Here is a 21,451-nt window from a genome sequence, read left to right as displayed (position 1 = left end):
CACGCGGCTGGATCAGGCAAGATGGGCAGCATGGATACAGGTGCGACCTCACCGCGGGTTTTGGTCGTCGACGACGACTCCGACGTGCTGGCGTCGCTGGAACGAGGGCTGCGGTTGTCCGGATTCGAGGTGTCAACCGCGGTCGACGGCGCCGAGGCGTTGCGCAGCGCCACCGAGACCCGGCCCGACGCGATCGTGCTGGACATCAACATGCCCGTGCTGGACGGCGTCAGCGTCGTCACTGCGCTGCGCGCCATGGATAACGACGTGCCGGTCTGCGTGCTGTCCGCCCGCAGCTCGGTCGACGACCGGGTGATGGGCCTGGAGGCCGGCGCCGACGATTACCTGGTCAAACCGTTCGTGCTGGCCGAGCTGGTGGCACGGGTTAAAGCGCTGCTGCGGCGCCGCGGATCCACCGCGACGTCGTCGTCGGAAACCATCACGGTGGGCCCGCTGGAGGTCGACATCCCCGGTCGGCGGGCCCGGGTCAACGGCGTCGACGTCGACCTGACCAAACGCGAGTTCGACCTGCTCGCGGTGCTGGCCGAGCACAAGACCGCGGTGCTGTCCCGCGCACAGCTGCTGGAGCTGGTCTGGGGATACGATTTCGCCGCCGACACTAACGTCGTCGACGTGTTCATCGGTTATCTGCGGCGCAAGTTGGAAGCCGGCGGCGGACCCCGGCTGCTGCACACCGTCCGCGGAGTCGGATTTGTGCTGCGCATGCAGTGACGAGGCAAAACATGAACTTCTTGTCCCGGATCCTGACCCGTACGCCGTCGCTGCGTACCCGGGTGGTGGTCGCGACGGCCATCGGCGCCGCGATTCCGGTGCTGATCGTCGGCACCGTCGTCTGGTTCGGCATCACCAACGACAGCAAGGAACGGCTGGACCGCCGGCTTGACGAGGCGGCGGGATTCGCGACCCCGTTCCTGCCGCGCGGCCTCGACGAGATCCCTAGGTCCCCCAACGACCAGAACACCGTCATCACGGTACGCAAGGGCGACCACGTGTCGTCCAATTCGACGGTCGTGCTACCCGAATTGCCTGCGGGTTACGACGACACCTACGTCAACGGCGTGCGCTACCGGGTGCGAACCGTGGACATCCCAGCGCCACAACCGACGTCGGTGGAGGTCGGCGCGACCTACGACGACACCATCGCGCGGACCGACGGCCGGCATCGCCGGGTGATCCTGATCTGCGGGTTCGCCATCGGCGCGGCGGCGGTATTCAGCTGGTTGCTGGCAGCGTTTGCGGTGCGACCGTTCAAACGGCTGGCCCAGCAGACGCGGTCGATCGACGCCGGCGACGAGGCGCCACAGGTCGAGATTCGCGGCGCGACCGAGGCGGTGGAAATCGCCGAGGCGATGCGGGGCATGCTGCAGCGCATCTGGAACGAGCAGGACCGCACCAAGGAGGCACTGACGTCGGCCCGCGACTTCGCCTCCGTCTCGGCGCACGAACTGCGCACCCCACTGACCGCGATGCGCACCAACCTCGAGGTGCTGTCGACCCTGGATCTTCCCGACGACCAGCGCAAAGAAGTGATCAACGACGTGATCCGCACCCAGTCACGTATCGAGGCCACACTGAGCGCACTGGAACGGTTGGCCCAGGGCGAGCTGTCGACATCGGACGATCACGTGCCCGTCGACATCACCGAACTGCTCGACCGCGCCGCGCACGACGCCATGCGGGTCTACCCCAACCTCGATGTCTCGCTGGTACCGTCGCCGACCTGCATCATCGTGGGCCTGCCGGCCGGGTTGCGGCTTGCCGTCGACAACGCGATCGCCAACGCCGTCAAACACGGGGGGGCAACCCGGGTGCAGCTGTCGGCGGTCAGCTCGCGCGCCGGGGTGGAAATCGCCATCGACGACAATGGCGGCGGGCTGCCCGTGGAGGAGCGTCAGATCGTGTTCGAGCGGTTCTCCCGCGGGTCGACGGCCTCACACTCCGGCTCGGGTCTGGGCCTGGCGCTGGTGGCGCAGCAGGCGCAGTTGCACGGCGGCACAGCGTCGCTGGAAGACAGTCCGCTGGGCGGGGTGCGGCTGCTCCTGCGGCTACCCGGGCCGAGCTAGGAGTCGTCGCCGGTCTCGTCGATCGGCACTTCGCGTTCGACCCGCCGGACCATCAGCGCGAACGTCAGCACCAGCCCGAGCACGAAGGCCAGCGCGATCAGCAGCCAACTCGCGCCCTGCATCACCGTGCTCCTATCTCACGCGAGCCGGGCATATCGGCCACGGCTTGTTCTTTGCTTGCGCGCCGGATCGACACCACGGTGATCGCCCAGGCAACCGCCGAGCCCACCACGAAAGCCAGTAAATACCACAACCATTGGATGACGAAGTCCATGCCGGATTCCCTTTACCTTGGGCCGCCCGGACCGCGGGCGGGGGCGGAGCTCGGCGATCCGGTCGGTGCGATTGGGCCGCTAATCTCCATCGTGTCAACGATATTCAGGTTAGGCCAGGCGTCCACGGCGGCTTGCTCGACCGCGTCCGCCTGCTCGGCCGACGCAGCGGTTCCGGACAGCGTGATTGTGTCCCCGTTGACGACGAGACTGAAATTCGGGATCGATGCGGCAGCGTTGAAAACCGGCCCGCCATCGGAGAAGTCGAGCGAGTTGACATTCGGGTTGACGCCGAGGGTATCGATGATGTTGGCATTCGAGCCCACCGATGCGATCACCGCGTCCAGCAGCGCCCTCTTGGCCTTGACGTCGGGAAAATCACCACGGAGTGTGATGTCGTTGCCGTTGCGGATTATCGACACCGGCGCCAGCGACAGTGGCGGAATCGTCGGCGCGTTAGGTCTGGCACCCGGAGATAAGGGTGGCGCCAGCGTCGGCAAAGCGCCGGCGGGCGCGTTGGTCTGCGAGCGGTTTCGGTCCAGCACGCCGTAGCCGATTGCCGCCAGCAGCAGCGGGATGACCAGCACAGCGATCAGCCACGGAACACCGAGAGGTCGCCGGTAGAATTTGACTGCTCGCCGCCACGTGGTGGTTTCGGGCGTTTCGTCCGAACTCGCCATGGGCCCTCCCAACGTCGATCAACAGAACTGGCGGCGGATGTTACCGGGTGGCGAGCAGGTCGATGACGAAGATCAGCGTCTTGCCCGATAGTCGATGCCCCGAGCCGGCCGGACCGTAGGCCTGGGCGGGCGGGATCACCAGTTGGCGCCGGCCGCCTACCTTCATTCCCGGGATACCGTCCTGCCAACCCTGGATGAGCCCGCGCAGCGGAAATTCGATGGGCTCGCCGCGACTCCACGAACTGTCGAATTCTTCGCCGGTGTCGTATTCGATGCCCAAGTAGTGGACCTCGACGGTGCCGCCCGCGACGGCTTCGGGCCCGTCGCCGACCGTCAGATCTTGGATGACGAGTCCCGCGGGTGCCGGGCCGGTCGGGAATTCGATCTCGGGTTTCTGTGTCACCGGGCCGAGCCTAGCCGGGCAATCTGACCCTGGCCTGGCCGGGCACACTGGGCCGATGGTTGTCGGCCCGCCGGACGTCGATGTCGTCGTCGTGGGTGGCGGGCACAACGGCCTGGTCGCGGCCGCATATCTGGCCCGGGCCGGGCTGCGGGTGCGGCTGCTGGAGCGGCTGGCGCAGGTCGGAGGCGCCGCGGTCTCGGCGCGGGTCTTCGACGGTGTCGATGCCCGGCTGTCGCGATACGCGTATCTGGTCAGCCTGCTGCCGCCGCGGATCGTCGACGACCTGGGCGCACCGGTGCGGTTGGCCCGGCGGCGCTATTCGTCGTATACGCCTGACCCGGCCACGGCCGGACGGACCGGGTTGCTGCTCGGTTCCGGCGGTGCCGACATGCGCGCGTTCTACCGGCGCTGCCGGCGGGTGACCGAACGGCTGTGGCCGACGCTGCTGGAGCCGTTGCGCACCCGTGCGGCGGCCCGCGAACTCGTCGGCGACGACGCCGAGGCGGCCGCGGCCTGGCGGGACATGATCGAGGTGCCGATCGGCCACGCCATCGCCGGCGCGATCGGCGACGACCTGGTGCGCGGAGTCATCGCCACCGACGCGTTGATCGGCACGTTCGCGCGGCTCGACGATCCGTCGCTGCGGCAGAACATCTGCTTCCTGTATCACCTGCTCGGCGGCGGCACCGGGCAATGGGATGTCCCGGTCGGGGGGATGGGTTCGGTGACTACCGCGCTGGCCGCCGCGGCAGCCGGTCACGGCGCCCAAGTCGTGACCGGCGCCGAGGTTTACGCGATCGACCCGGACGGTGAGGTGCGCTATCGCCGTCGCGACGACGAGTGCCGGGTCCGCTGCCGGTTCGTGCTGGCCGGCGTCACCCCGGCGGTGCTGGCCGGGCTGCTGGGCGAGCCCGCGGCAGCTGCGGCACAAGGCGCACAGGTCAAGGTGAATATGGTGGTGCGGCGACTGCCGCGGTTGCGGGACGACGCCGTGACGCCCGAGCAGGCCTTCGGCGGGACGTTGCATGTCAACGAGACATGGACGCAGCTGGACGCCGCGTATTCGCAAGCGGCGGCCGGCAGGCTGCCGGATCCGCTCCCGTGCGAGATCTACTGCCATTCGCTGACCGACTCGAGCATCCTGTCGCCCGCGCTGCGCGATTCCGGCGCTCAGACATTGACGGTGTTCGGTCTGCATACCCCGCACGCGCTGGACGTCGCATCTGACCGGCTCACCGAGTCGGTGCTGAAATCATTGAACTCTGTTCTGGCAGAACCGATTCAAGGTCTACTGTGCAACGACGCCACCGGCCGTCCGTGTGTGGAGACCCACACCACCCGGGATCTGGAGCAGACCCTCGGGATGACCGGCGGCAACATCTTCCACGGCGGGTTGTGCTGGCCGTTCACCGACGACGGCGACCCGCTGGACACGCCGGCACGGCGCTGGGGGGTGGCCACCGAACACGAGCGAATCCTGTTGTGCGGCTCGGGCGCCCGTCGTGGCGGGGCGGTGTCCGGGGTCGGCGGTCACAACGCCGCGATGGCGGTGCTTGCGACGCGCTAGCGCGCGTCGACCGTGGTGTAGTTCCGTTCGTTGTACCCGGTGTAGATCTGGCGTGGACGGCCGATCTTGCTGTCGCCCTCGTCATGCATCTCCCGCCAGTGCGCGATCCAGCCGGGCAGCCGGCCCAGCGCGAACAGCACGGTGAACATCCGGGTTGGGAACCCCAGCGCCCGGTAGATCAGGCCGGTGTAGAAGTCGACATTCGGGTAGAGCTTGCGCTCGACGAAGTAGTCGTCGGTCAGCGCCGCTTCTTCGAGTTCCTTGGCGATGTCGAGCAGATCGTCGTCGCCGCCGAGCTTGGCGAGGATCTTGTCGGCCTGCTCCTTGACGATCCGCGCTCGCGGGTCGTAATTCTTGTAGACGCGGTGGCCGAAGCCCATTAGCTTGACGCCATCTTCGCGGTTTTTGACCTTGCGGACGAAATCGCCGACGTTCCCGTGTTGTTCGCGGATCTGCTCGAGCATTTCCAGCACCGCCTGGTTGGCGCCGCCGTGCAGCGGCCCCCACAGCGCGTTGATGCCGCCGGAAATCGAGGTGAACAGGTTGGCCCGTGACGAGCCCACCAGCCGCACCGTCGACGTCGAACAGTTCTGCTCGTGATCGGCGTGCAGGATGAACAGCATGTCCAGTGCCCGGACGATCTCCGGGTCCGCCTGGTAGGGCTCCGCGGGCAGCCCGAACGTCATCCGCAGGAAGTTCTCCACCAACGTCAGCGAGTTGTCCGGGTAGAGAAACGGCTGGCCGACCGACTTCTTAAAGGCGTAGGCGGCGATGGTCGGCAGCTTGGCCAGCAACCGAATCGTCGACACCTCGACCTGATCGTTGTCCACCGGGTCCAGTGAATCCGGATAGTAGGCGCTCAACGCATTGACCACGCTGGACAGCACCGGCATCGGGTGGGCGTTGGGCGGGAAGCCGTCGAAGAACCGTTTCAGATCCTCGTGCAGCATGGTGTGCCGCTGGATCCGGTGGGTGAATACGTCCAGTTGGTCTTTGGTCGGCAGCTCGCCGTAGATCAGCAGGTAGCTGACCTCGATGAACGTCGACTTCTCGGCGAGCTGCTCGATCGGGTAGCCGCGGTAGCGCAGGATGCCCGCCTCGCCGTCGATATAAGTGATCGCGCTCTTGGTGGACGCGGTGTTGACGAAACCGAGGTCGAATGTGGTGTACCCGGTCTTGGCCAATAGCGAGCCGAGCGCAATGCCGTCGGCCCCCTCGCTGGCGTGGGCGATCTCCAGGTCCAGCTCACCACCCGGGTACCGGAGGGTGGCGTTGTCGTCGGTTGCGGCCACGAGAACCCCTTTGCGCTCATCCAACGTTGCGTATAGCTGAAGGTAGTCGTTTTCGCGCCAGCGCGCCCGTCCGGGGGCGGCGTCCCAGTCAGCCGGCCCGTCGTGCTACGGCCGATTGCCCGACTCCTCCTCATCGCGCTGCGCGCTCTGCATCGTCGTCGTGCTACGGCTGCAGGCGTTCGACACGGCCGCCGATGACGCGGATCCGGTTATGGACCCGGTTTTCCCGGCCTTGCCAGAACTCGACCACATCAGCGGCGATGCGGTAGCCGCCCCAGTTCGGCGGGACGGGGATGTGGTCGGTGTCGGCGAAGCGCGCGGTCACCCCGGCGAGCTGGTCGAGCAGCGCTGCGCGCGACGCGATCGGCCGTGATTGGTGCGACGCCCACGCGCCCAACTGCGAGCCGCGCGGCCGCTTGGACCAGTAGTCCTGCGTTTCCCGGGAATCGACTTTGGTCACCGGGCCGCGGATGTGGAACTGCCGGCCCAACGGGTACCACGGAAATGTCGCCGACGCGTACGGCGTGGCAGCCAGTTCGGCTCCCTTGGCCGAGTCGTAGTTGGTGTAGAACGTGATGCCGTTATCGTCGACACGCTTGCACAGCACCGACCGGCTGACCGGCCTCCCCGACTCGACAGTGGCCAACACCATGGCGTTGGGCTCGGCGACTCCGGCAACTTCTGCATCGCGAATCCACTTGCAGAACAACGCAACCCAACCATCGTCGAGCCAGGTCGCGTCGAGATCGGCGCTACCATCCATCTCCGCGCTGTACTCCACTCGCATCGCCGCCAGGTGCTCGTTGTCTGGACCTGCCATCGCGTCCACGCTACTCCCGGCGACCAGGTACTCCTTACCGACCGGTAGCAACCGGCGGGACCCGGCGTGCGAGAATCGCCTCATGACTGTGGTCCCGGAGAACTTCGTCGCCGGCCTCGACGGTGTGGTGGCATTCACCACCGAGATTGCCGAGCCGGACAAGGATGGCGGCGCGCTGCGCTACCGCGGCGTGGACATCGAGGATCTGGTCAGCCGGCAGATCACTTTCGGTGACGCATGGTCGTTGCTGGTCGACGGTAAGTTCGGCCACGGATTGCCGCCGGCCGAGCCCTTCCCGCTGCCGATCCACAGCGGCGATGTGCGGGTCGACGTGCAGGCGGGTCTGGCGATGCTGGCGCCGATCTGGGGCTACCAACCGCTGCTCGACATCGACGACAACACCGCCCGCGAGCAGTTGGCCCGGGCGTCGGTGATGGCGCTGTCCTACGTGGCTCAGTCGGCCCGCGGTATCTATCAGCCCGCGGTGCCGCAGCGGGTTATCGACGAATGTTCCACGGTCACAGCACGTTTCATGACCCGGTGGCAGGGCGAGCCGGACCCGCGGCATATCGAGGCCGTCGATGCGTATTGGGTGTCGGCCGCCGAACACGGGATGAACGCGTCGACATTCACCGCGCGGGTGATCGCCTCGACCGGCGCCGATGTGGCGGCTGCGCTGTCCGGGGCGATTGGTGCGATGAGCGGCCCGCTGCACGGCGGTGCGCCGGCCCGGGTGCTGCCGATGCTCGAGGAGGTCGAACGCACCGACGACGCGCGCGGTCTGGTCAAAGGCATCCTGGATCGCGGCGAGAAACTGATGGGCTTCGGGCACCGGGTCTACCGGGCCGAGGACCCCCGGGCGCGGGTGTTGCGGGCGACCGCCAAGCGGTTGGGAGCCCCGCGCTACGAGGTGGCGGTGGCAGTGGAGCAGGCGGCGTTGTCCGAGCTGCGGGAGCGCCGCCCGGACCGGGCCATCGAGACCAACGTCGAGTTTTGGGCCGCGGTGATCCTGGACTTCGCCCGGGTTCCGGCCAAGATGATGCCGGCAATGTTCACCTGTGGCCGCACCGCCGGATGGTGCGCTCACATTCTCGAGCAGAAGCAGCTGGGCAAGCTGGTTCGCCCGTCGGCGATCTACGTTGGTCCGGATCCGCGCGGTCCGGAATCCGTCGAAGGCTGGGATCAGATCGGCAAGGCCTGACGCCCCCGCGATGAGCCGGCAGTACTCAAGACAATTGGCGTAACCGGTCGGCCAGCCGGCGCCGCAATGTCGGCCGGGGCGCGGTCGCCGCGGCCGCCAGCATATCGGCGGTCGACGTGAATTTGTCACGGGGCCGCTCGTCGGTTGTCCCCCGCGCGACCTCAGCGGCGTCGATAGCGTGCCAGCCGGCCGCGTCGATGACGTTGGGCCGGCGGGCGTGTATCAATCGGGCCAGCGCGCGCGGCCCGGCGACCGGATCGGCCAGCAGGCCGTCGTTGAAGTCGGCGACCAGGGCCTGCACGGTTTGCAGGGAGCAGGACTTGTTGGTTCCGATGAACCCGGTCGGTCCGCGCTTGATCCACCCCGCTACGTACGCCCCGGGGACCGGTCGCCCGGTGTCCGGGTCGACGACCCGGCCCCCGCCATTCGGGACAACCGCAGCGGTTTCGTCGAACGGTAGATCGGCAATGCGCTTGCCCCGGTACCCGATCGAGCTCAGCACCAGGCCGGTGTCGAGCTGACGCTTCTGCTCGGTCCCCGTCCGGGTGAACTCGATCCCGGTGACGCGGTCTTGGCCGATCAACCGACTCGGTGTCAACCGGTAGACCAGCCGGATGCGGGGCCGCCGCGCCGGGGCCGAGGTGGTTCCGAGTTTGCTGAGGACCTCCAGCTTTTGCCTGGTCAACGTATCGGACGCCGCTGGCAGGTCGCGCTGCACCAGCTCGTGGTCTTCCGGGTCGAGCACCACGTCGGCCACCGTTGTCAGCCCGATCAGTTCGGGCAGCGTGAACGCCGAGTGCGCCGGGCCGCGTCGGGCCGCGATCACCACCTCCTGAACCCGCGACGACCGCAGCACGGCCAGTGCGTGATCGGAGATGTCGGTGCGGGCCAGTTCGTCGGGATCGGCGGTGAGCAGCCTGGCCACGTCCAACGCGACATTGCCGTTGCCGATGATCACGACCCGTTCGTGGCCTAAATCCATTGGCAGCCCGGTGAAGTCAGGGTGCCCGTTGATCCAGGCGACGACCTCGGTGGCAGTCCCGCTGCCGGGCAGACCCATGCCGTCGATCTCCAACCGACGGTCGGTCGGTGCTCCGACGGCGTAGATCACGGCGTGATGGTGCGACAGCAGATCCGGGTGGCTCAGATGCTTGCCGACCTCGACGTTGAGAAAGAATTGGAATCCGCGGTGATCGGCGACCTTGTCGAACAACCGGGTGACCCGCTTGGTGTTCTGGTGATCCGGCGCCACCCCCGCGCGCACCAATCCGTAGGGCGTTGGCAGCTTCTCGAACATGTTGACCCGCACCCGGGGCTGGATGAGCAACTCGTCGGCGGCATACATCGCCGCCGGCCCGGAGCCGACAATCGCCACGGTCAGCGGCTGTGCCCCCTGCCGCACCTCCGCGGCGGGGATCACCGGGGCCAGCTTCGACGTCGGCGGTAGTTTCACGCCGGCCGGCCGTTCCGGGTAGAACGAGGCGTTGATCTCGACGAATGGCAGCTGCTTGGGCTCCAGGCGGTTATCGGGCGCGATCGCACCCACCGGGCACGCACTCACACAAGCCCCGCAGTCCACACACGCCACCGGATCGATGTAGAGCATCTCGGAGGTGGCAAAGCCCGGTTCGTCCGGTGTGGGGTGAATGCAGTTCACCGGACAGGCGAAGACACAGGACCCGTCGTTACAGCACGACTGGGTGATGACGTGCGGCATGGAACGCTTACGCGGCCGGTACTGCGGTTAAGTGCTGACGCTGCGGTTCGCTGCGGTATCGCGACGGCTTGCCGTTGATCTTGCAGATCCGCCAGATGATCTTGGCGATCGGGTTCATCAGACCGGTGTCGTGGGCCAGCATCCGCACATCGCCGAACATGTCGCGCAGCATCTGCTGCGACTCCGGCGAACGGAAGAACACGTCCTTGCGCACCTCGCGGGGAATGTCGAACTCGCGCCAGAACGCCTTCGGCGGCACCACGATGGCCGAGCACAAGACCCGCATTGTGATCGGGACGGTCAGCGACAGCCCGAACCGATGGCGGCGCGGCAGGTGCGGCACCCGCTTGCGCAGGTACTCATGCGCAAACGAAATGTGGCGCGCCTCCTCGGCCACATGGATGGCCATTACCCGTTCCATGATCGGGTGCAGCGTCTTGCCCTCGCGCAGCACGTTCTTCTGGGTATGGTCGATCGGCTCCTCGCCCGCGAGAATGCCGAACCAGAACGGGATCGGCAGCGGGCCTGCCGCTAGCGGAATCAACGGCTGAAGCCACTTCAGCAGCCGCGGCATGCCGGGCACGTCGACGCCGATGTGGTTCACCATCTCCTGGAACATCATGGTGTGGTTGCACTCTTCGACCGCCTCGTGCAGGCAGTACCGGTACTCCGGCGACCCGTTGGGCACCCAGAACGCGTACTCCATCAGGCCGCGGATCAGGATGCTTTCGAAGTGCAGCCCGACCTTCGCCACGTTGGCCTGGCGCCACATGCCGATCTTGATCTGACGCTCCTGCGACTGCGCCTGATACCACGGATGCCGACCCAGCGGATCGGTCTGCGGCAGGATCCAGCGCGGATCATCGTCGAACACCGCGAACTCGGGCGAATTCCAGTCGATATCGGTGTACGGGTCGAAATTGCGCCGCACCGATCCCTCGGACAGGGTGAGCAGCTTGTCGACGTACTCCGTGTCGTCCTGCACTTCCATGTTGCGGCGCCACCGGCGCACCATTTTCGTCCGGGCCATCTTCTGAGCCATGCCAGGTCTCCCACTGAGGTTTACATCTGGAGGTAATATGTACACAGTACCGCAGGTATCGCAAACCTTCTAGGCCCCTCTCAATACTGTGACGCAGGCCCGGAGCGCGGAACTGCTGTGGTCTGAGTCACATTCGTGCGGTCATTAACCTGAAGGGATGGCTGAGGCGCTCACGATCCCCGACGGCATCAAACCCCGTGACGGCCGGTTCGGCTCGGGCCCGTCAAAGGTCCGGCCCGAACAACTGCAGGCGCTGGCTACCAGCGCCGCCGGGCTGTTCGGGACCTCGCACCGGCAGGCGCCGGTGAAAGATCTGGTCGGCCGGGTGCGCGCCGGGCTGCGCGATTACTTCTCGGTGCCCGACGGTTATGAGGTCGTCCTGGGCAACGGCGGAGCAACGGCGTTCTGGGACGCCGCGGCGTTCGGGCTGATCGACAAGCGGTCACTGCACCTGTCCTACGGCGAGTTCAGTTCGAAGTTCGCCGCGGCGGTCACCAAGAACCCGTTCGTCGGCGAGCCGATCGTCGTCGAAGCCGATCCCGGCAGCGCACCGGAGCCGCGGAGCGACCCGTCGGTCGACGTGATCGCCTGGGCACACAACGAGACCTCGACCGGGGTGGCGGTCCCGGTGCACCGTCCCGCCGACTCGGGCGAGGCGCTGGTCGTCATCGACGCCACCTCCGGTGCCGGCGGCCTGCCGGTCGACGTCTCCGAGACCGATGCCTACTACTTCGCGCCGCAGAAGAACTTCGCCAGCGACGGCGGTCTTTGGCTGGCGATCCTGAGCCCGGCCGCGCTGGCGCGGATCGAGGCGATCGCCGGATCCGGGCGCTGGGTGCCCGACTTTCTGTCGCTGCCGATCGCGGTGGACAACAGTCTGAAGAACCAGACCTACAACACCCCGGCGATCGGAACGCTGGTGCTGCTGGCCGAGCAGATCGACTGGCTGTTGGGCAACGGCGGGCTGGACTGGGCGGTCAAGCGCACCGCGGACTCGTCGCAGCGGCTGTACGCCTGGGCGCAGGAACGGCCGTACACCACGCCGTTTGTCGCCGAGCCGCGGCTGCGATCACAGGTCGTGGGCACGATCGACTTCAGCGACGAGGTGGACGCGTCCGCCGTCGCCAAGGTGCTGCGGGCCAACGGCATCGTCGACACCGAGCCGTACCGCAAACTGGGCCGCAACCAGTTGCGGGTCGCGATGTTCCCCGCGGTCGAGCCCGACGACGTCAGCGCGCTCACCGAGTGCGTCGACTGGGTAGTCGAACGGCTCTGAGCGTGCCCCGCGTGTCAGCACGGTAATGACGGTTGGCTGCACTAGAGTGCGCACCTGACAGGCCCGGCGCTCTGGTCTGCCAGGAGCCTCGCGAGGAGAAGCCATGCGGGAACTCAAGGTTGTCGGACTCGATATCGATGGCAAACACATCGTCTGCGAGGAGTTTGAGGAGAACGACGCCTCAGCAGAGAAGTTCAAGCTGCTGTCCGACGACCGGTTGCGCGCCGCTGTGCGCGGTGACGGGACACGGGTAGGGCAAGCCCAGATCGAGATGGAAGTTGCATACTCATTGCGTCCCAAGGAGATTCAGTCCAGAATCCGCGCCGGAGCGTCTGTCGAGCAGGTAGCCGCCGCGGCCGGCGTGGAAATCGAACGGGTTGAACGGTTCGCCCACCCGGTGTTGCTGGAACGTTCGCGAGCCGCCGAGCTGGCAACGGCCGCACATCCGGTGCTCGCCGATGGCCCCGCGGTGCTGACGCTGCTGGAGACCATCACCGCGGCGCTGGTAGCTCGCGGGCTCAACCCGGACAATACGACCTGGGACGCGTGGCGCAACGAAGACGGCCGGTGGACTGTGCAGCTGGGCTGGCGAGCCGGGCGTTCGGAAAACCGCGCGCATTTCCGCTTCGCTCCGGGCGCGCACGGTGGAACGGTCACCGCCGTGGATGATGCGGCGAGCGAGTTGATCGATCCCGACTTCGACCGGCCGTTGCGGCCGTTGGCGACGGTGGCCCAACTGGACTTCGCCGAACCCGAGCCCGAACCCGAACCCGCGCCGGCGCCGGCCGAAAGCCAGGCACCCGAATGCCCCAGCGAGCCGGTGCGCGCCCGTCGCGGCCGGAAGCCAGCGGTGCCGGCGTGGGAGGACGTGTTACTGGGCGTCCGCTCCGGCGGTCAGCGCTGACGTTGGCCCTAGAGCTGCCGCCCCAGCAACGCCAACACGAGCAGCACCAACCACGCCACCACCACACCTACACCCGCGCCCAACACAAACCAGCGCAACACCGGGGTGTGCCGCCACCCCCACAAGGTCGGTGCCAATCCGCCGGCTGCCACGATGTTCAGCCCGACGGCCAATAGCGGATGTACGCGGGTGAGCCCCAGGCTGAGCACCACGATCGCGGCGGCGGTCACTGCGGCGACAAACCCGGCAACTGTCAAACCCGTTGCCCACGGGGTGGATTCGTCACTCACTCGGCGAGCCTAACGCGCTCGTAGAAGGCCAGCGCCGCCGCGGTGGCGACGTTGAGCGAGTCGGTGCCACGCGACATCGGAATACACACCCGCAGATCACTCGTCCTCATCGCGGCGTGGCTCAGCCCGGGCCCCTCGGCGCCGACCAGCACCGCGACCCGCTCATCCCGCACCGACGCCATCGCTGTCGCCAACGCCACGGCATCGCAGTCCGGCGTCATCGCTAACAGGCGAAAGCCTCGCTGCCGCAGCGTTTCCAGGTCGGCTGGCCAGTTGGTGGCGCTCGCAAAGGGCACCAGTAAGGCATGCCCCATCGACACCCGCACGGTGCGACGGTACAGCGGATCGGCGCAGCCACCGCCGAACACCACCGCATCGACGCTGAGTCCGGCCGCGTTTCGAAAGATCGCGCCCAGGTTCTCGTGGTCGTTGACACCCTCGAGCACCGCAATCGTGCGGGCGCCGTCGAGCACCTGCGCGACGGTTGGCTGCGGTGCCCGGCGGGCCGCAGCCAACACTCCGCGGTTGAGGTGAAACCCCACCACCCGCGCCATCACCTCGGCGGACACCCGGTAATACGGTGCGTCGCTGCCGGCAAGATCGGCTTCGAGCTCGGCGAGTCGGCGGTCGGTGCCAAGAAACGCCAGCGGCCGGAATCGCGATGCCAGCATGCGCTGCACCACCAGCACGCCCTCGGCGATGACGAGCGCCTTGCCGGTCGGCAGATCGGGGCGACGATCGATGCTGTTCAGGTCGCGGAAGTCGTCGACTCGTGGGTCGCCGGGATCGGTGATATCGCAGACGACCAGTTCTCCACGTGTCACGGGCTTTCGTCGACCAGAACCAACATCAGGTCGGCCGCGTCGCGCAGCGTGCCCCGTTCGGCGGAGGCAAGACCGGCAAGCCGTTGACGGAGCCATTCCTGGCTGGCCCGGTGCTCGGCTTCCAGCAGTTCGGCGCCGGCAGCGGACACCGAGACCAGCACCTGCCTGCCGTCTTCGGGGTGTGCAACGCGGTCGACAAAGCCCAGATCGGCCAGCGAGGCGATCACCCGCGTCATCGAGGGTGGGCGGACCCGCTCCCGGATGGCCAGCGCGCCGGGTGTCATCGCGCCCTCTTTGGCCAACGTCGACAGCGCGGACAGCTGCGACAGTGACACCGGGGACTGGGGGCGGCGGAACCGCAGTTGCCGGGCCAGCCGCATGACGGCCAACGAAAGGTCGCAGGCCAGTCGGGTATCGGGGTCCGTCACAGCGCGAACGTTACGACAGAACGCCAAATCGTCAACGGTGAATCGCCGACCCGGGCCGGTGCCCGGCCCGCGGAGAAGCCGGGTACGTTGAACGCGATGTCCGTCGAGTCGGGTCAAAACCCTGAGCCGCCCCCGTTGCCCGCGTCGCTGCTGGAAGTGTGGCCGGTCATCGCCGTCGGCGCGCTGGCCTGGTTGATTGCGACGGTGGCCGCGTTCGCGGTACCGCACTTGGATGGTTGGCGACCGGTCACGCTGGCCGGGCTCGGGGTGGGGCTGCTCGGCACCGGCGTCTTCCTGTGGCAGCTTGCTGCCGCTCGCCGCGGCGCGCGGGGTGCGCAAACCGGACTCGGATCGCAAGGCAATCCCGTCCGGGAATGAATTTCGACAACGATTGCAGACCACCAGGTAGGAGGAATGGGCCATGGCAGCGCCGCTCTTGCAAGCACAGATCGATATCAAGGCACCGGTAGCCAAGGTTTGGGAGTTGGTTTCAGACTTTGGCCGGATGCCGCAATGGAGCCCGCAGTGCCGCTGGATGAAGCCTCTCGGCCCGCTGCGCCAGGGCACCCGAACCCTGAACCTCAACCGCCGTGGCAACCTGTTCTGGCCGACGACGTGCACTGTCACCGAGGTCATCCCGGAGCAGAAGCTGGCGTTCAAGGTCAACGCCAACGGAGCCATCTGGAGCTACGAGCTGCAGCCGATCCCCGAGGGCACCCGACTGGTCGAGAGTCGGCACGCCGAGAACGGGGTCAAGCCGATCTCGAGCCTGACGGTCAATGCACTGATGGGCGGGGCGGAAAGCTTCGAGGCCGAACTGGTCGACGGGATGAACACGTCGCTGGCCAACATCAAAGTCGCCGCTGAAACCTCTTAAGACTCTGCCGGTTTCTCGGTGACATCGAGTACCCCGTCGTCGTAGGGGTCATCCGTCGGCGAGCCGCTGCCGGCCGGCGCGGGCGTATCGGAATGTGCACCGCAGCCGTACTCGGAATCGACCACGCGCCCGTCGGCGGACAGCTCGTTGCCGCACACCCCGAACATCGCGCCCAGCGAACCGGCCAGCGGTAGATAGAAGCCGCAGTCGCGGCACACCCGTTTGGTGGACCGCGCCATCGGCGACCCGGGACCGTAGTCGCCGTCGTGCCAGCGCTGAGCCGCACCAGAACGACCCCAGACGCTCATCACCGTGCGCCGACCGAGTCCGATCTCGGCGGCGGCCTCGTCGACCTGCGGGTCACCGCCGGCCAGGTAACCGGGCACCAAACGCGGATCGTCGGGCAGCGGCGCAAGCAGATCTCCCGGCCGCAGGTCGCCGGGCCGGATCCGCTGATCCCACGACACCCACTCCTTCGCGAGCAACGCCGTCGGCCCGGGAACCAGCACCACCTCGCTGACCGTGGCATGGTCGGCGCCGGGGTACGCGGCCACCACCACAGCCCACTGCCACCCCTGATAGCCAGGCAGATTGGCGAGGAACCGATGGGTCGCAGCGGTCGGGTCTTCGTAGCCGACACCGAGGTAGTCACCGACCGTGTCCGCGCCGCTGAACTCGGCGACGGCTGCGCGGGTCTGCTCGACCGCGCCCGTCAACAGCGTCGCCAACCCCTCCGGCCACTCGGCCGTGGAAGGCGGCGACGATTCCCCGGTGAGCCCGGTCGCGCTGTCCGCTGTCTCCATACCCCTTCAATACTGCCGTAGAGTCGCGTGACCAGCCACACCGGTTGCCTGCACCCTCGATCGGCCGGCATGGGTAAGAATTGATTCGTGTCCGCACGGCGGCGCGATCACCCGACCCAACATCCCGGCATGGTCAACTACCCGGCCGGGGACTCAGGCTATCGAGCTGGGCGTCGCCTAAGGGATCCCCCGATGCCCAGCGCCAACCGCTACCTGCCGCCGCTGCAGCGCCATCCGGAGGCCGGCGGTCAGCGTGAGCCGGCGCGCGACGTCAGCGGTGACCGGGTCACCGTCACCCGCGCGGCCGCCCAGCGCAGCCGCGAAATGGGTTCGCGCATGTACGACTTGGTTCAACGGGCCGCGACCGCCGATGGCGCCGACAAGTCCGGGCTGACGGCGCTGACCTGGCCGGTGGTGGCGAATTTCGCCGTCGACTCGGCGATGGCCGTTGCGCTGGCCAACACCCTGTTCTTCGCCGCCGCGACCGGGGAGAGCAAGGACAGGGTCGCGCTGTACCTGCTGATCACAATCGCACCGTTCGCGGTGATCGCGCCGCTGATCGGCCCGGCGTTGGACCGGCTGCAGCATGGCCGGCGCGTCGCACTGGCAACTTCGTTCGCGCTGCGCACCGCGCTGGCCGTCGTGCTGATCGCCAACTACGACGGTGCCACCGGCAGCTTCCCGTCCTGGGTGCTCTATCCGTGTGCGCTGGCGATGATGGTGCTGTCGAAGTCTTTTTCCGTATTACGCAGCGCGGTGACCCCGAGGGTGATGCCGCCGACGATCGATCTGGTGCGGGTCAACTCCCGGCTGACCATGTTCGGGCTGTTAGGCGGCACCCTGGTGGGTGGCGGTATCGCGGCGAGCGTCGAGTTCCTGTTCACCCGGCTGTTCGAGTTGCCCGGCGCGCTGTTCGTCATCGTCGCGGTCACGGTGGCCGGCGCCGCGCTGTCGATGCACATCCCGCGCTGGGTCGAGGTGACCGCGGGCGAAGTCCCCACCACGTTGAGCTATCGCTACCGTCAGGCGCGCCGCAGATGGCCGGAGGAAGTTCGTCGGGCTGGCGGGGCGCTTCGGCAACCGTTGGGCCGCAACATCATCACCTCGTTATGGGGCAACTGCACGATCAAGGTGATGGTCGGGTTTTTGTTCTTGTATCCGGCGTTTGTCGCCAAGGCGCACGATGCCAGCGGATGGGTGCAGCTGGGCATGTTGGGGCTGATCGGCGCGGCAGCCGGGATCGGCAACTTCGCCGGCAACTTCACGAGCGCACGGCTGCAATTGGGTAGGCCCGCGGTGCTGGTGGTGCGCTGCACCGTGGCAGTCACCGCCGCCGCGCTGGCCGCCGCGGTGGCCGGCAACCTACCGGTGGCCGCGGTCGCCACGTTGGTCACGGCGGGGTCCAGCGCGATCGCGAAGGCCTCACTGGACGCCTCGCTGCAAGACGACCTGCCCGAGGAGTCTCGCGCGTCGGCGTTCGGGCGCTCGGAGTCGACGCTTCAACTGGCCTGGGTGCTCGGCGGCGCGCTGGGTGTGTTGTTGTACACCGAGCTGTGGATCGGGTTCAGTGCGGTCAGCGTGCTGCTGATCCTCGGCCTAGCGCAGACCGTCGTCAGTTTCCGCGGTGATTCGTTGATTCCCGGCTTCGGCGGGAACCGACCCGTGATGGTCGAGCAGGAAGGTGGCCGTCGCGGCGACAATGCCGCAGCGGTGCTGCGGGAGTGAGACGGCTCGTCGCAGTGCTGGTCACGGTCCTGGTGGTGCTGGCATCGGTGGCCGCCGGGTTCGGCGCCTGGCTGCTGGCGCGCGAGCACGGGCCGTTACGACCCGAGATCAGCGCGTATTCGCACGGGCATTTGACCCGGGTGGGGCCGTACCTGTACTGCAATGTGCTCGACCTCACCGATTGTCAGACACCGCAGGCGCAGGGCGAGTTGCCGGTCAGCGCACAAGATCCCGTGCAGCTTTCGGTGCCGGCAGCGATCGGACGGGCGCCGTGGCGGCTGCTGCACGTGTATGCGGATCCGGCCGACACCACGGTCACCGTGTACCGGCCGAACACCCGGCTGGCGGTCACCATCGCCACCGCCGACCCGCAGCGCGGACGGCTGACCGGAATCGTGGTGCAGTTGATGACCTTGGTCATCGACCCTGGCGGCGAACTGCACGATGTCCCGCACGCGGAGTGGTCTGTGCGCATGGTGTGGAACTAACGGGTCTTATCGCTGGGCTTGACCCGCTTTGGTCACCCATCTTGTGCCGCAGCATATTTCGCTCGCTGCTGCGGGCGATTCGCGGGCGGGCGCATCGACTCTTCATGCGGCACCACCTGCAAATATCGGCGACCCATTTCTCGCTCGAAATTTAACTTCTAGGGGCCATGCATTGGCCACAATCCGACCGCTTCAGCGAGTCCGGTAGCGGTCACGCCACGGGGCCGCGATCTGTTCTTCACTACTGCCATCGTCGTAGGCTGGCGAGATCAGCGGTTCAACGGCGGTGACAGTAATCAGCACGATGCCGTGGGCACGAGCCCGGTAGTCGGTGCCACGCTGGCCGGTAAACCAGTCCATCAGCCGCTCGTAGTCGGGGCCGCCTGTGAATACCTGCCCGGTGCCGACGAAGCGATAGCCCTTACGGAGGATCGGGTCAACCACGTTGACTTCCAGCCGCGGGTCGTGAAGCAGGTTGGCCACGGTATGCGGTGAGGCCAAGTGCACAAACGCCAGATGCTCCTCATCGACCACGCTCAAGGTGCCTTTTGGCGACAACGCCGGTGAACCGTCCGGTCGCACAGTCGCGACAAAGCCCAATCCTTCCTGGCGCACCAGACGCTGAATATCGGTTGTCAATAACACACGTCCAGTACACACCACCCCTACGCTGTAGGTCGGCCTGGAGTTCGAGACCCTAGTCGCGGTGGTGGCTGCTGCGGTTGCGATTATGTTCAGCGATGTTGATCAGCTCTGGTAGGGCGTCGAGGTCTTTTGCTCGCGCGGCGGCGGTCTTGGATTTGATCACGTCATCGAGTCCGGCCACCCTGACGGTGATTCCACCGATCGAGCGCACGTAGGCACCCGGAAGAAGGCCGTCGTAGCCGTCCGGAAAACCTGCCGGAACGAAGGTGAGGTCAAGGTCACCGGCGTCAGTGCGTAGGTTGAGCAGCTGCATCCCGCGAAGGGACTCTGCCGTGGATTCGAATCGCAGGCCTTCAAGCTGTTCATCTACGCGGATTCCGGCGTGTAGTTCACGCAGTGCGGCAGATAGCCGCTCGAGGTTCTGCTGTGTTGTCGAGGGGGTGATGTCGATGTCGTAAGTCGGCCGCCGGGAGCCGTACAGCTGAGCGGCGTACCCACCAACGACAACATATTCGACGTGGTGACGGTCGAGCACTTCGACGATGCGGACCGGATCGAACTGATCGGCTGCCGTCACGAGGGATGGGTATCTCGGAGTCGGGCTACAAATTCGCCCTGAGTTCGGCGTCGCTCCCGACGCTGCGATGCGCTCAGCCGCGCGACGTCGGCGTCGAGAATGTCGTCGTGGGCATCGTAGTCAGCCACGGTGATTCGCAACTCCAGATCAATTGCGGCCAGGATCCGGGCTAGTACCGGCAGCGACGGCTGCCGCGACCCCGCCTCGATCCTGGCGATGGTCGATTGCGGGACGTGTGCGACCTCAGCAAGCTCTCGCTGCGTCAGGCCGGCGCGTGCCCGGGCTACCCGCAGGACGTTTCCCGCCAATCGCTCCACATGGGCAGTTGTCGTCGACCCCATAGTTGCCACGACACCATGATAGCCGATTAGGCATCGGAAGGTTGCCCGACTTTCATCAGTTGGCGGAGCCGGTCAGCGACGTTGAGGCTAGAGGAGTTCACCGCGCCCCCTAGCGCCTGGCTAGGCCCGCCACGTCGGCCCGAAGACGCGGAAATCGAATATGCAGCTTTACCGGTACTGGTGACACTATGCACCATGACCAGCCGGCACGCGTTCGCCCTCAATCGGCGGTCCGGGCGCCGTGCCGTCACCGAATGTCCTGCCGCCCAACGCGTCCCGACCATGCGATGTCAGCCAATTGGATAGTTCCGGGCCTTTCGGCACGATGCGGGTCGGATTGATGTCGGCATGAACGATGTAGTAGTGCTGTTTGATCTGGACGAAGTCGATGGTGTCACCGAAACCCGGTGTCTGGAACAGATCACGCGCGTAGGCCCACAGCACCGGCATCTCGGACAGCTTGGATCGGTTGCATTTAAAATGCCCCTGATAGACCGGATCGAAGCGGGCCAGCGTGGTAAACAGTCGCACATCGGCTTCAGTGATGTTGTCGCCCACCAGGTATCGCTGCCCTGCGAGCCGATCACTCACCCAGTCCAACGCGGTGAACAACCGATCGTAGGCCGCCTCGTAGGCGTGTTGTGAGCCGGCAAAGCCGCACCGGTACACCCCGTTGTTGATTTCGGTGTAGACCCGTTGATTCACCTCGTCGATCTCGGCACGCAGCGGCTCGGGATACAGCTGCGGGGCGCCGTCGCGGTGGTAGGCCGTCCACTCGGTGGACAGGTCCAACGTGATCTGCGCGAAATCGTTGGTGACCACTGCGCCGGTAGGTATGTCGACGATCGCCGGTACGGTGATGCCCTTCGGATAGTCGGGGAAGCGTTTGAAGTAGGCGTCCTGCAGCCGCGGGATCTTCAGCACCGGATCGACTCCGCCGGGATCGAGATCGAAAGTCCAACTGCGCTTGTCGTGGGTGGGCCCGCAAAACCCAATGGAGATAACGTTTTCCAACCCGAGTAATCGGCGGACGATGATCGCGCGGTTGGCCCATGGGCACGCGCGGGCGACGATCAGCCGGTAGCGGCCCGGCTCGACCGGGTATCCGTCACGCCCGTCGGCGGTGATGCGGGTCGCGATGTAGTTGGTATCGCGGGTGAACTCCCCGGCCGCGGCGACGTAGGAAGCCATGCCT

26 protein-coding genes are annotated in these 21,451 nt (G+C 66.7%); 10 read left to right on the top strand and 16 right to left on the bottom strand.

Going from position 1 to position 21,451, the window contains the following annotated elements; all coding sequences use genetic code 11:
* The first annotated feature begins 21 nt into the window (after positions 1-21).
* Together prrA and ACRDTL_RS11145 are read left to right on the top strand one after the other, a co-directional pair.
* A complete protein-coding gene (gene prrA / locus ACRDTL_RS11150) occupies positions 22-732 on the top strand; it encodes a two-component system response regulator PrrA (protein ID WP_431506766.1) in 711 nt (236 codons plus the stop codon).
* 11 nt (positions 733-743) lie between these two features.
* Entirely contained in the window at positions 744-2,084 is a 1,341-nt protein-coding gene (locus ACRDTL_RS11145; RefSeq protein WP_431506765.1) for a sensor histidine kinase, read from the top strand.
* On the opposite strand, the gene ACRDTL_RS11140 is transcribed toward ACRDTL_RS11145, so the two are convergent.
* The 4 genes from ACRDTL_RS11140 to ACRDTL_RS11125 are packed head-to-tail and all read right to left on the bottom strand — an operon-like array spanning position 2,081 to position 3,439.
* Positions 2,081-2,206 (bottom strand): hypothetical protein, encoded by a 126-nt coding sequence (locus ACRDTL_RS11140; protein WP_431506764.1) that lies wholly within the window; start codon positions 2,204-2,206, stop codon positions 2,081-2,083. The genes ACRDTL_RS11145 and ACRDTL_RS11140 overlap by 4 nt on opposite strands.
* On the bottom strand, positions 2,206-2,358 hold the full coding sequence (locus ACRDTL_RS11135; RefSeq protein ID WP_431506763.1) for a hypothetical protein: 153 nt from the start codon (positions 2,356-2,358) through the stop codon (positions 2,206-2,208). Before ACRDTL_RS11135 ends, ACRDTL_RS11140 begins: the two co-directional genes overlap by 1 nt.
* Before the next feature lie 12 nt (positions 2,359-2,370).
* Positions 2,371-3,036 (bottom strand): hypothetical protein, encoded by a 666-nt coding sequence (locus ACRDTL_RS11130; protein ID WP_431506762.1) that lies wholly within the window; start codon positions 3,034-3,036, stop codon positions 2,371-2,373.
* A 40-nt stretch (positions 3,037-3,076) separates the two neighbouring features.
* The gene (locus ACRDTL_RS11125; protein ID WP_431506761.1) at positions 3,077-3,439 is read right to left on the bottom strand and encodes an FKBP-type peptidyl-prolyl cis-trans isomerase; all 363 of its coding nucleotides are present in this window, start codon (positions 3,437-3,439) and stop codon (positions 3,077-3,079) included.
* 55 nt (positions 3,440-3,494) lie between these two features.
* On the opposite strand from ACRDTL_RS11125, the gene ACRDTL_RS11120 reads away from it, so the two are divergent.
* A complete protein-coding gene (locus tag ACRDTL_RS11120) occupies positions 3,495-5,006 on the top strand; it encodes a phytoene desaturase family protein (protein WP_431506760.1) in 1,512 nt (503 codons plus the stop codon).
* On the opposite strand, the gene ACRDTL_RS11115 is transcribed toward ACRDTL_RS11120, so the two are convergent.
* Together ACRDTL_RS11115 and pdxH are read right to left on the bottom strand one after the other, a co-directional pair.
* Positions 5,003-6,298 carry a citrate synthase gene (locus ACRDTL_RS11115; RefSeq protein ID WP_431506759.1) on the bottom strand — a complete coding sequence of 432 codons (1,296 nt, stop codon included), beginning with the start codon at positions 6,296-6,298 and terminating at the stop codon, positions 5,003-5,005. The two genes, ACRDTL_RS11120 and ACRDTL_RS11115, sit on opposite strands and share 4 nt — an antisense overlap.
* Before the next feature lie 163 nt (positions 6,299-6,461).
* Positions 6,462-7,118 carry a pyridoxamine 5'-phosphate oxidase gene (gene pdxH / locus ACRDTL_RS11110; RefSeq protein ID WP_431506758.1) on the bottom strand — a complete coding sequence of 219 codons (657 nt, stop codon included), beginning with the start codon at positions 7,116-7,118 and terminating at the stop codon, positions 6,462-6,464.
* An 82-nt stretch (positions 7,119-7,200) separates the two neighbouring features.
* Here pdxH and ACRDTL_RS11105 point away from each other — a divergent pair, with 82 nt between their 5' ends.
* Positions 7,201-8,319, top strand: a complete 1,119-nt coding sequence (locus ACRDTL_RS11105; protein WP_431506757.1) for a citrate synthase 2 — start codon at positions 7,201-7,203, stop codon at positions 8,317-8,319.
* Positions 8,320-8,344: 25 nt separating this feature from the next.
* Here the strand turns inward: ACRDTL_RS11105 and ACRDTL_RS11100 are convergent, their stop codons facing one another.
* Positions 8,345-10,036, bottom strand: a complete 1,692-nt coding sequence (locus ACRDTL_RS11100; RefSeq protein WP_431506756.1) for an FAD-dependent oxidoreductase — start codon at positions 10,034-10,036, stop codon at positions 8,345-8,347.
* A gap of 7 nt (positions 10,037-10,043) precedes the next feature.
* Positions 10,044-11,066, bottom strand: a complete 1,023-nt coding sequence (locus ACRDTL_RS11095) for an AurF N-oxygenase family protein (RefSeq protein WP_431506774.1) — start codon at positions 11,064-11,066, stop codon at positions 10,044-10,046.
* 169 nt (positions 11,067-11,235) lie between these two features.
* Here ACRDTL_RS11095 and serC point away from each other — a divergent pair, with 169 nt between their 5' ends.
* Both serC and sepH read left to right on the top strand, forming a co-directional pair.
* Positions 11,236-12,354, top strand: coding sequence for a phosphoserine transaminase (gene serC, locus ACRDTL_RS11090; RefSeq protein ID WP_431506755.1), 1,119 nt, complete (start codon positions 11,236-11,238; stop codon positions 12,352-12,354).
* A 103-nt stretch (positions 12,355-12,457) separates the two neighbouring features.
* The gene (sepH, locus tag ACRDTL_RS11085; protein WP_431506754.1) at positions 12,458-13,258 is read left to right on the top strand and encodes a septation protein SepH; all 801 of its coding nucleotides are present in this window, start codon (positions 12,458-12,460) and stop codon (positions 13,256-13,258) included.
* Between the two features lie 8 nt (positions 13,259-13,266).
* Here the strand turns inward: sepH and ACRDTL_RS11080 are convergent, their stop codons facing one another.
* The 3 genes from ACRDTL_RS11080 to ACRDTL_RS11070 are packed head-to-tail and all read right to left on the bottom strand — an operon-like array spanning position 13,267 to position 14,800.
* Positions 13,267-13,548: a DUF2537 domain-containing protein gene (locus tag ACRDTL_RS11080; protein WP_431506753.1), complete on the bottom strand. Its 282-nt coding sequence runs from the start codon at positions 13,546-13,548 to the stop codon at positions 13,267-13,269.
* Positions 13,545-14,372 carry a TrmH family RNA methyltransferase gene (locus ACRDTL_RS11075; protein WP_431506752.1) on the bottom strand — a complete coding sequence of 276 codons (828 nt, stop codon included), beginning with the start codon at positions 14,370-14,372 and terminating at the stop codon, positions 13,545-13,547. The genes ACRDTL_RS11080 and ACRDTL_RS11075 overlap by 4 nt, the downstream gene beginning before the upstream one ends.
* Positions 14,369-14,800, bottom strand: coding sequence for a MarR family transcriptional regulator (locus ACRDTL_RS11070; RefSeq protein WP_431506751.1), 432 nt, complete (start codon positions 14,798-14,800; stop codon positions 14,369-14,371). Before ACRDTL_RS11070 ends, ACRDTL_RS11075 begins: the two co-directional genes overlap by 4 nt.
* 96 nt (positions 14,801-14,896) lie before the next feature.
* On the opposite strand from ACRDTL_RS11070, the gene ACRDTL_RS11065 reads away from it, so the two are divergent.
* A complete protein-coding gene (locus ACRDTL_RS11065; protein ID WP_431506750.1) occupies positions 14,897-15,178 on the top strand; it encodes a DUF2530 domain-containing protein in 282 nt (93 codons plus the stop codon).
* A gap of 43 nt (positions 15,179-15,221) precedes the next feature.
* A complete protein-coding gene (locus tag ACRDTL_RS11060; RefSeq protein WP_431506749.1) occupies positions 15,222-15,677 on the top strand; it encodes an SRPBCC family protein in 456 nt (151 codons plus the stop codon).
* Here ACRDTL_RS11060 and ACRDTL_RS11055 read toward each other — a convergent pair.
* Complete coding sequence (locus tag ACRDTL_RS11055) at positions 15,674-16,480, bottom strand: DUF3027 domain-containing protein (RefSeq protein WP_431506748.1); 807 nt, start codon at positions 16,478-16,480, stop codon at positions 15,674-15,676. The two genes, ACRDTL_RS11060 and ACRDTL_RS11055, sit on opposite strands and share 4 nt — an antisense overlap.
* A gap of 129 nt (positions 16,481-16,609) precedes the next feature.
* Here ACRDTL_RS11055 and ACRDTL_RS11050 point away from each other — a divergent pair, with 129 nt between their 5' ends.
* Together ACRDTL_RS11050 and ACRDTL_RS11045 are read left to right on the top strand one after the other, a co-directional pair.
* On the top strand, positions 16,610-18,205 hold the full coding sequence (locus ACRDTL_RS11050) for an MFS transporter (RefSeq protein WP_431506773.1): 1,596 nt from the start codon (positions 16,610-16,612) through the stop codon (positions 18,203-18,205).
* A complete protein-coding gene (locus ACRDTL_RS11045; RefSeq protein WP_431506747.1) occupies positions 18,202-18,693 on the top strand; it encodes a DUF2771 domain-containing protein in 492 nt (163 codons plus the stop codon). The genes ACRDTL_RS11050 and ACRDTL_RS11045 overlap by 4 nt, the downstream gene beginning before the upstream one ends.
* A 192-nt stretch (positions 18,694-18,885) precedes the next feature.
* Here ACRDTL_RS11045 and ACRDTL_RS11040 read toward each other — a convergent pair whose 3' ends face one another.
* The 4 genes from ACRDTL_RS11040 to ACRDTL_RS11025 form a co-directional block, all read right to left on the bottom strand.
* Complete coding sequence (locus ACRDTL_RS11040; RefSeq protein WP_431506746.1) at positions 18,886-19,338, bottom strand: pyridoxamine 5'-phosphate oxidase family protein; 453 nt, start codon at positions 19,336-19,338, stop codon at positions 18,886-18,888.
* A gap of 52 nt (positions 19,339-19,390) precedes the next feature.
* Entirely contained in the window at positions 19,391-19,915 is a 525-nt protein-coding gene (locus ACRDTL_RS11035) for a nucleotidyltransferase domain-containing protein (RefSeq protein ID WP_431506745.1), read from the bottom strand.
* The gene (locus ACRDTL_RS11030) at positions 19,912-20,256 is read right to left on the bottom strand and encodes a helix-turn-helix transcriptional regulator (RefSeq protein ID WP_431506772.1); all 345 of its coding nucleotides are present in this window, start codon (positions 20,254-20,256) and stop codon (positions 19,912-19,914) included. Before ACRDTL_RS11030 ends, ACRDTL_RS11035 begins: the two co-directional genes overlap by 4 nt.
* Before the next feature lie 186 nt (positions 20,257-20,442).
* Entirely contained in the window at positions 20,443-21,447 is a 1,005-nt protein-coding gene (locus tag ACRDTL_RS11025) for a glutathione S-transferase family protein (RefSeq protein WP_431506744.1), read from the bottom strand.
* Between the last annotated feature and the right edge of the window lie 4 nt (positions 21,448-21,451).

Origin of the sequence: Mycobacterium sp. (assembly GCF_050700595.1) — a bacterium.
Taxonomy (GTDB): Bacteria; Actinomycetota; Actinomycetes; order Mycobacteriales; family Mycobacteriaceae; genus Mycobacterium.
This window is presented reverse-complemented; position numbering and strand designations above follow the sequence as displayed.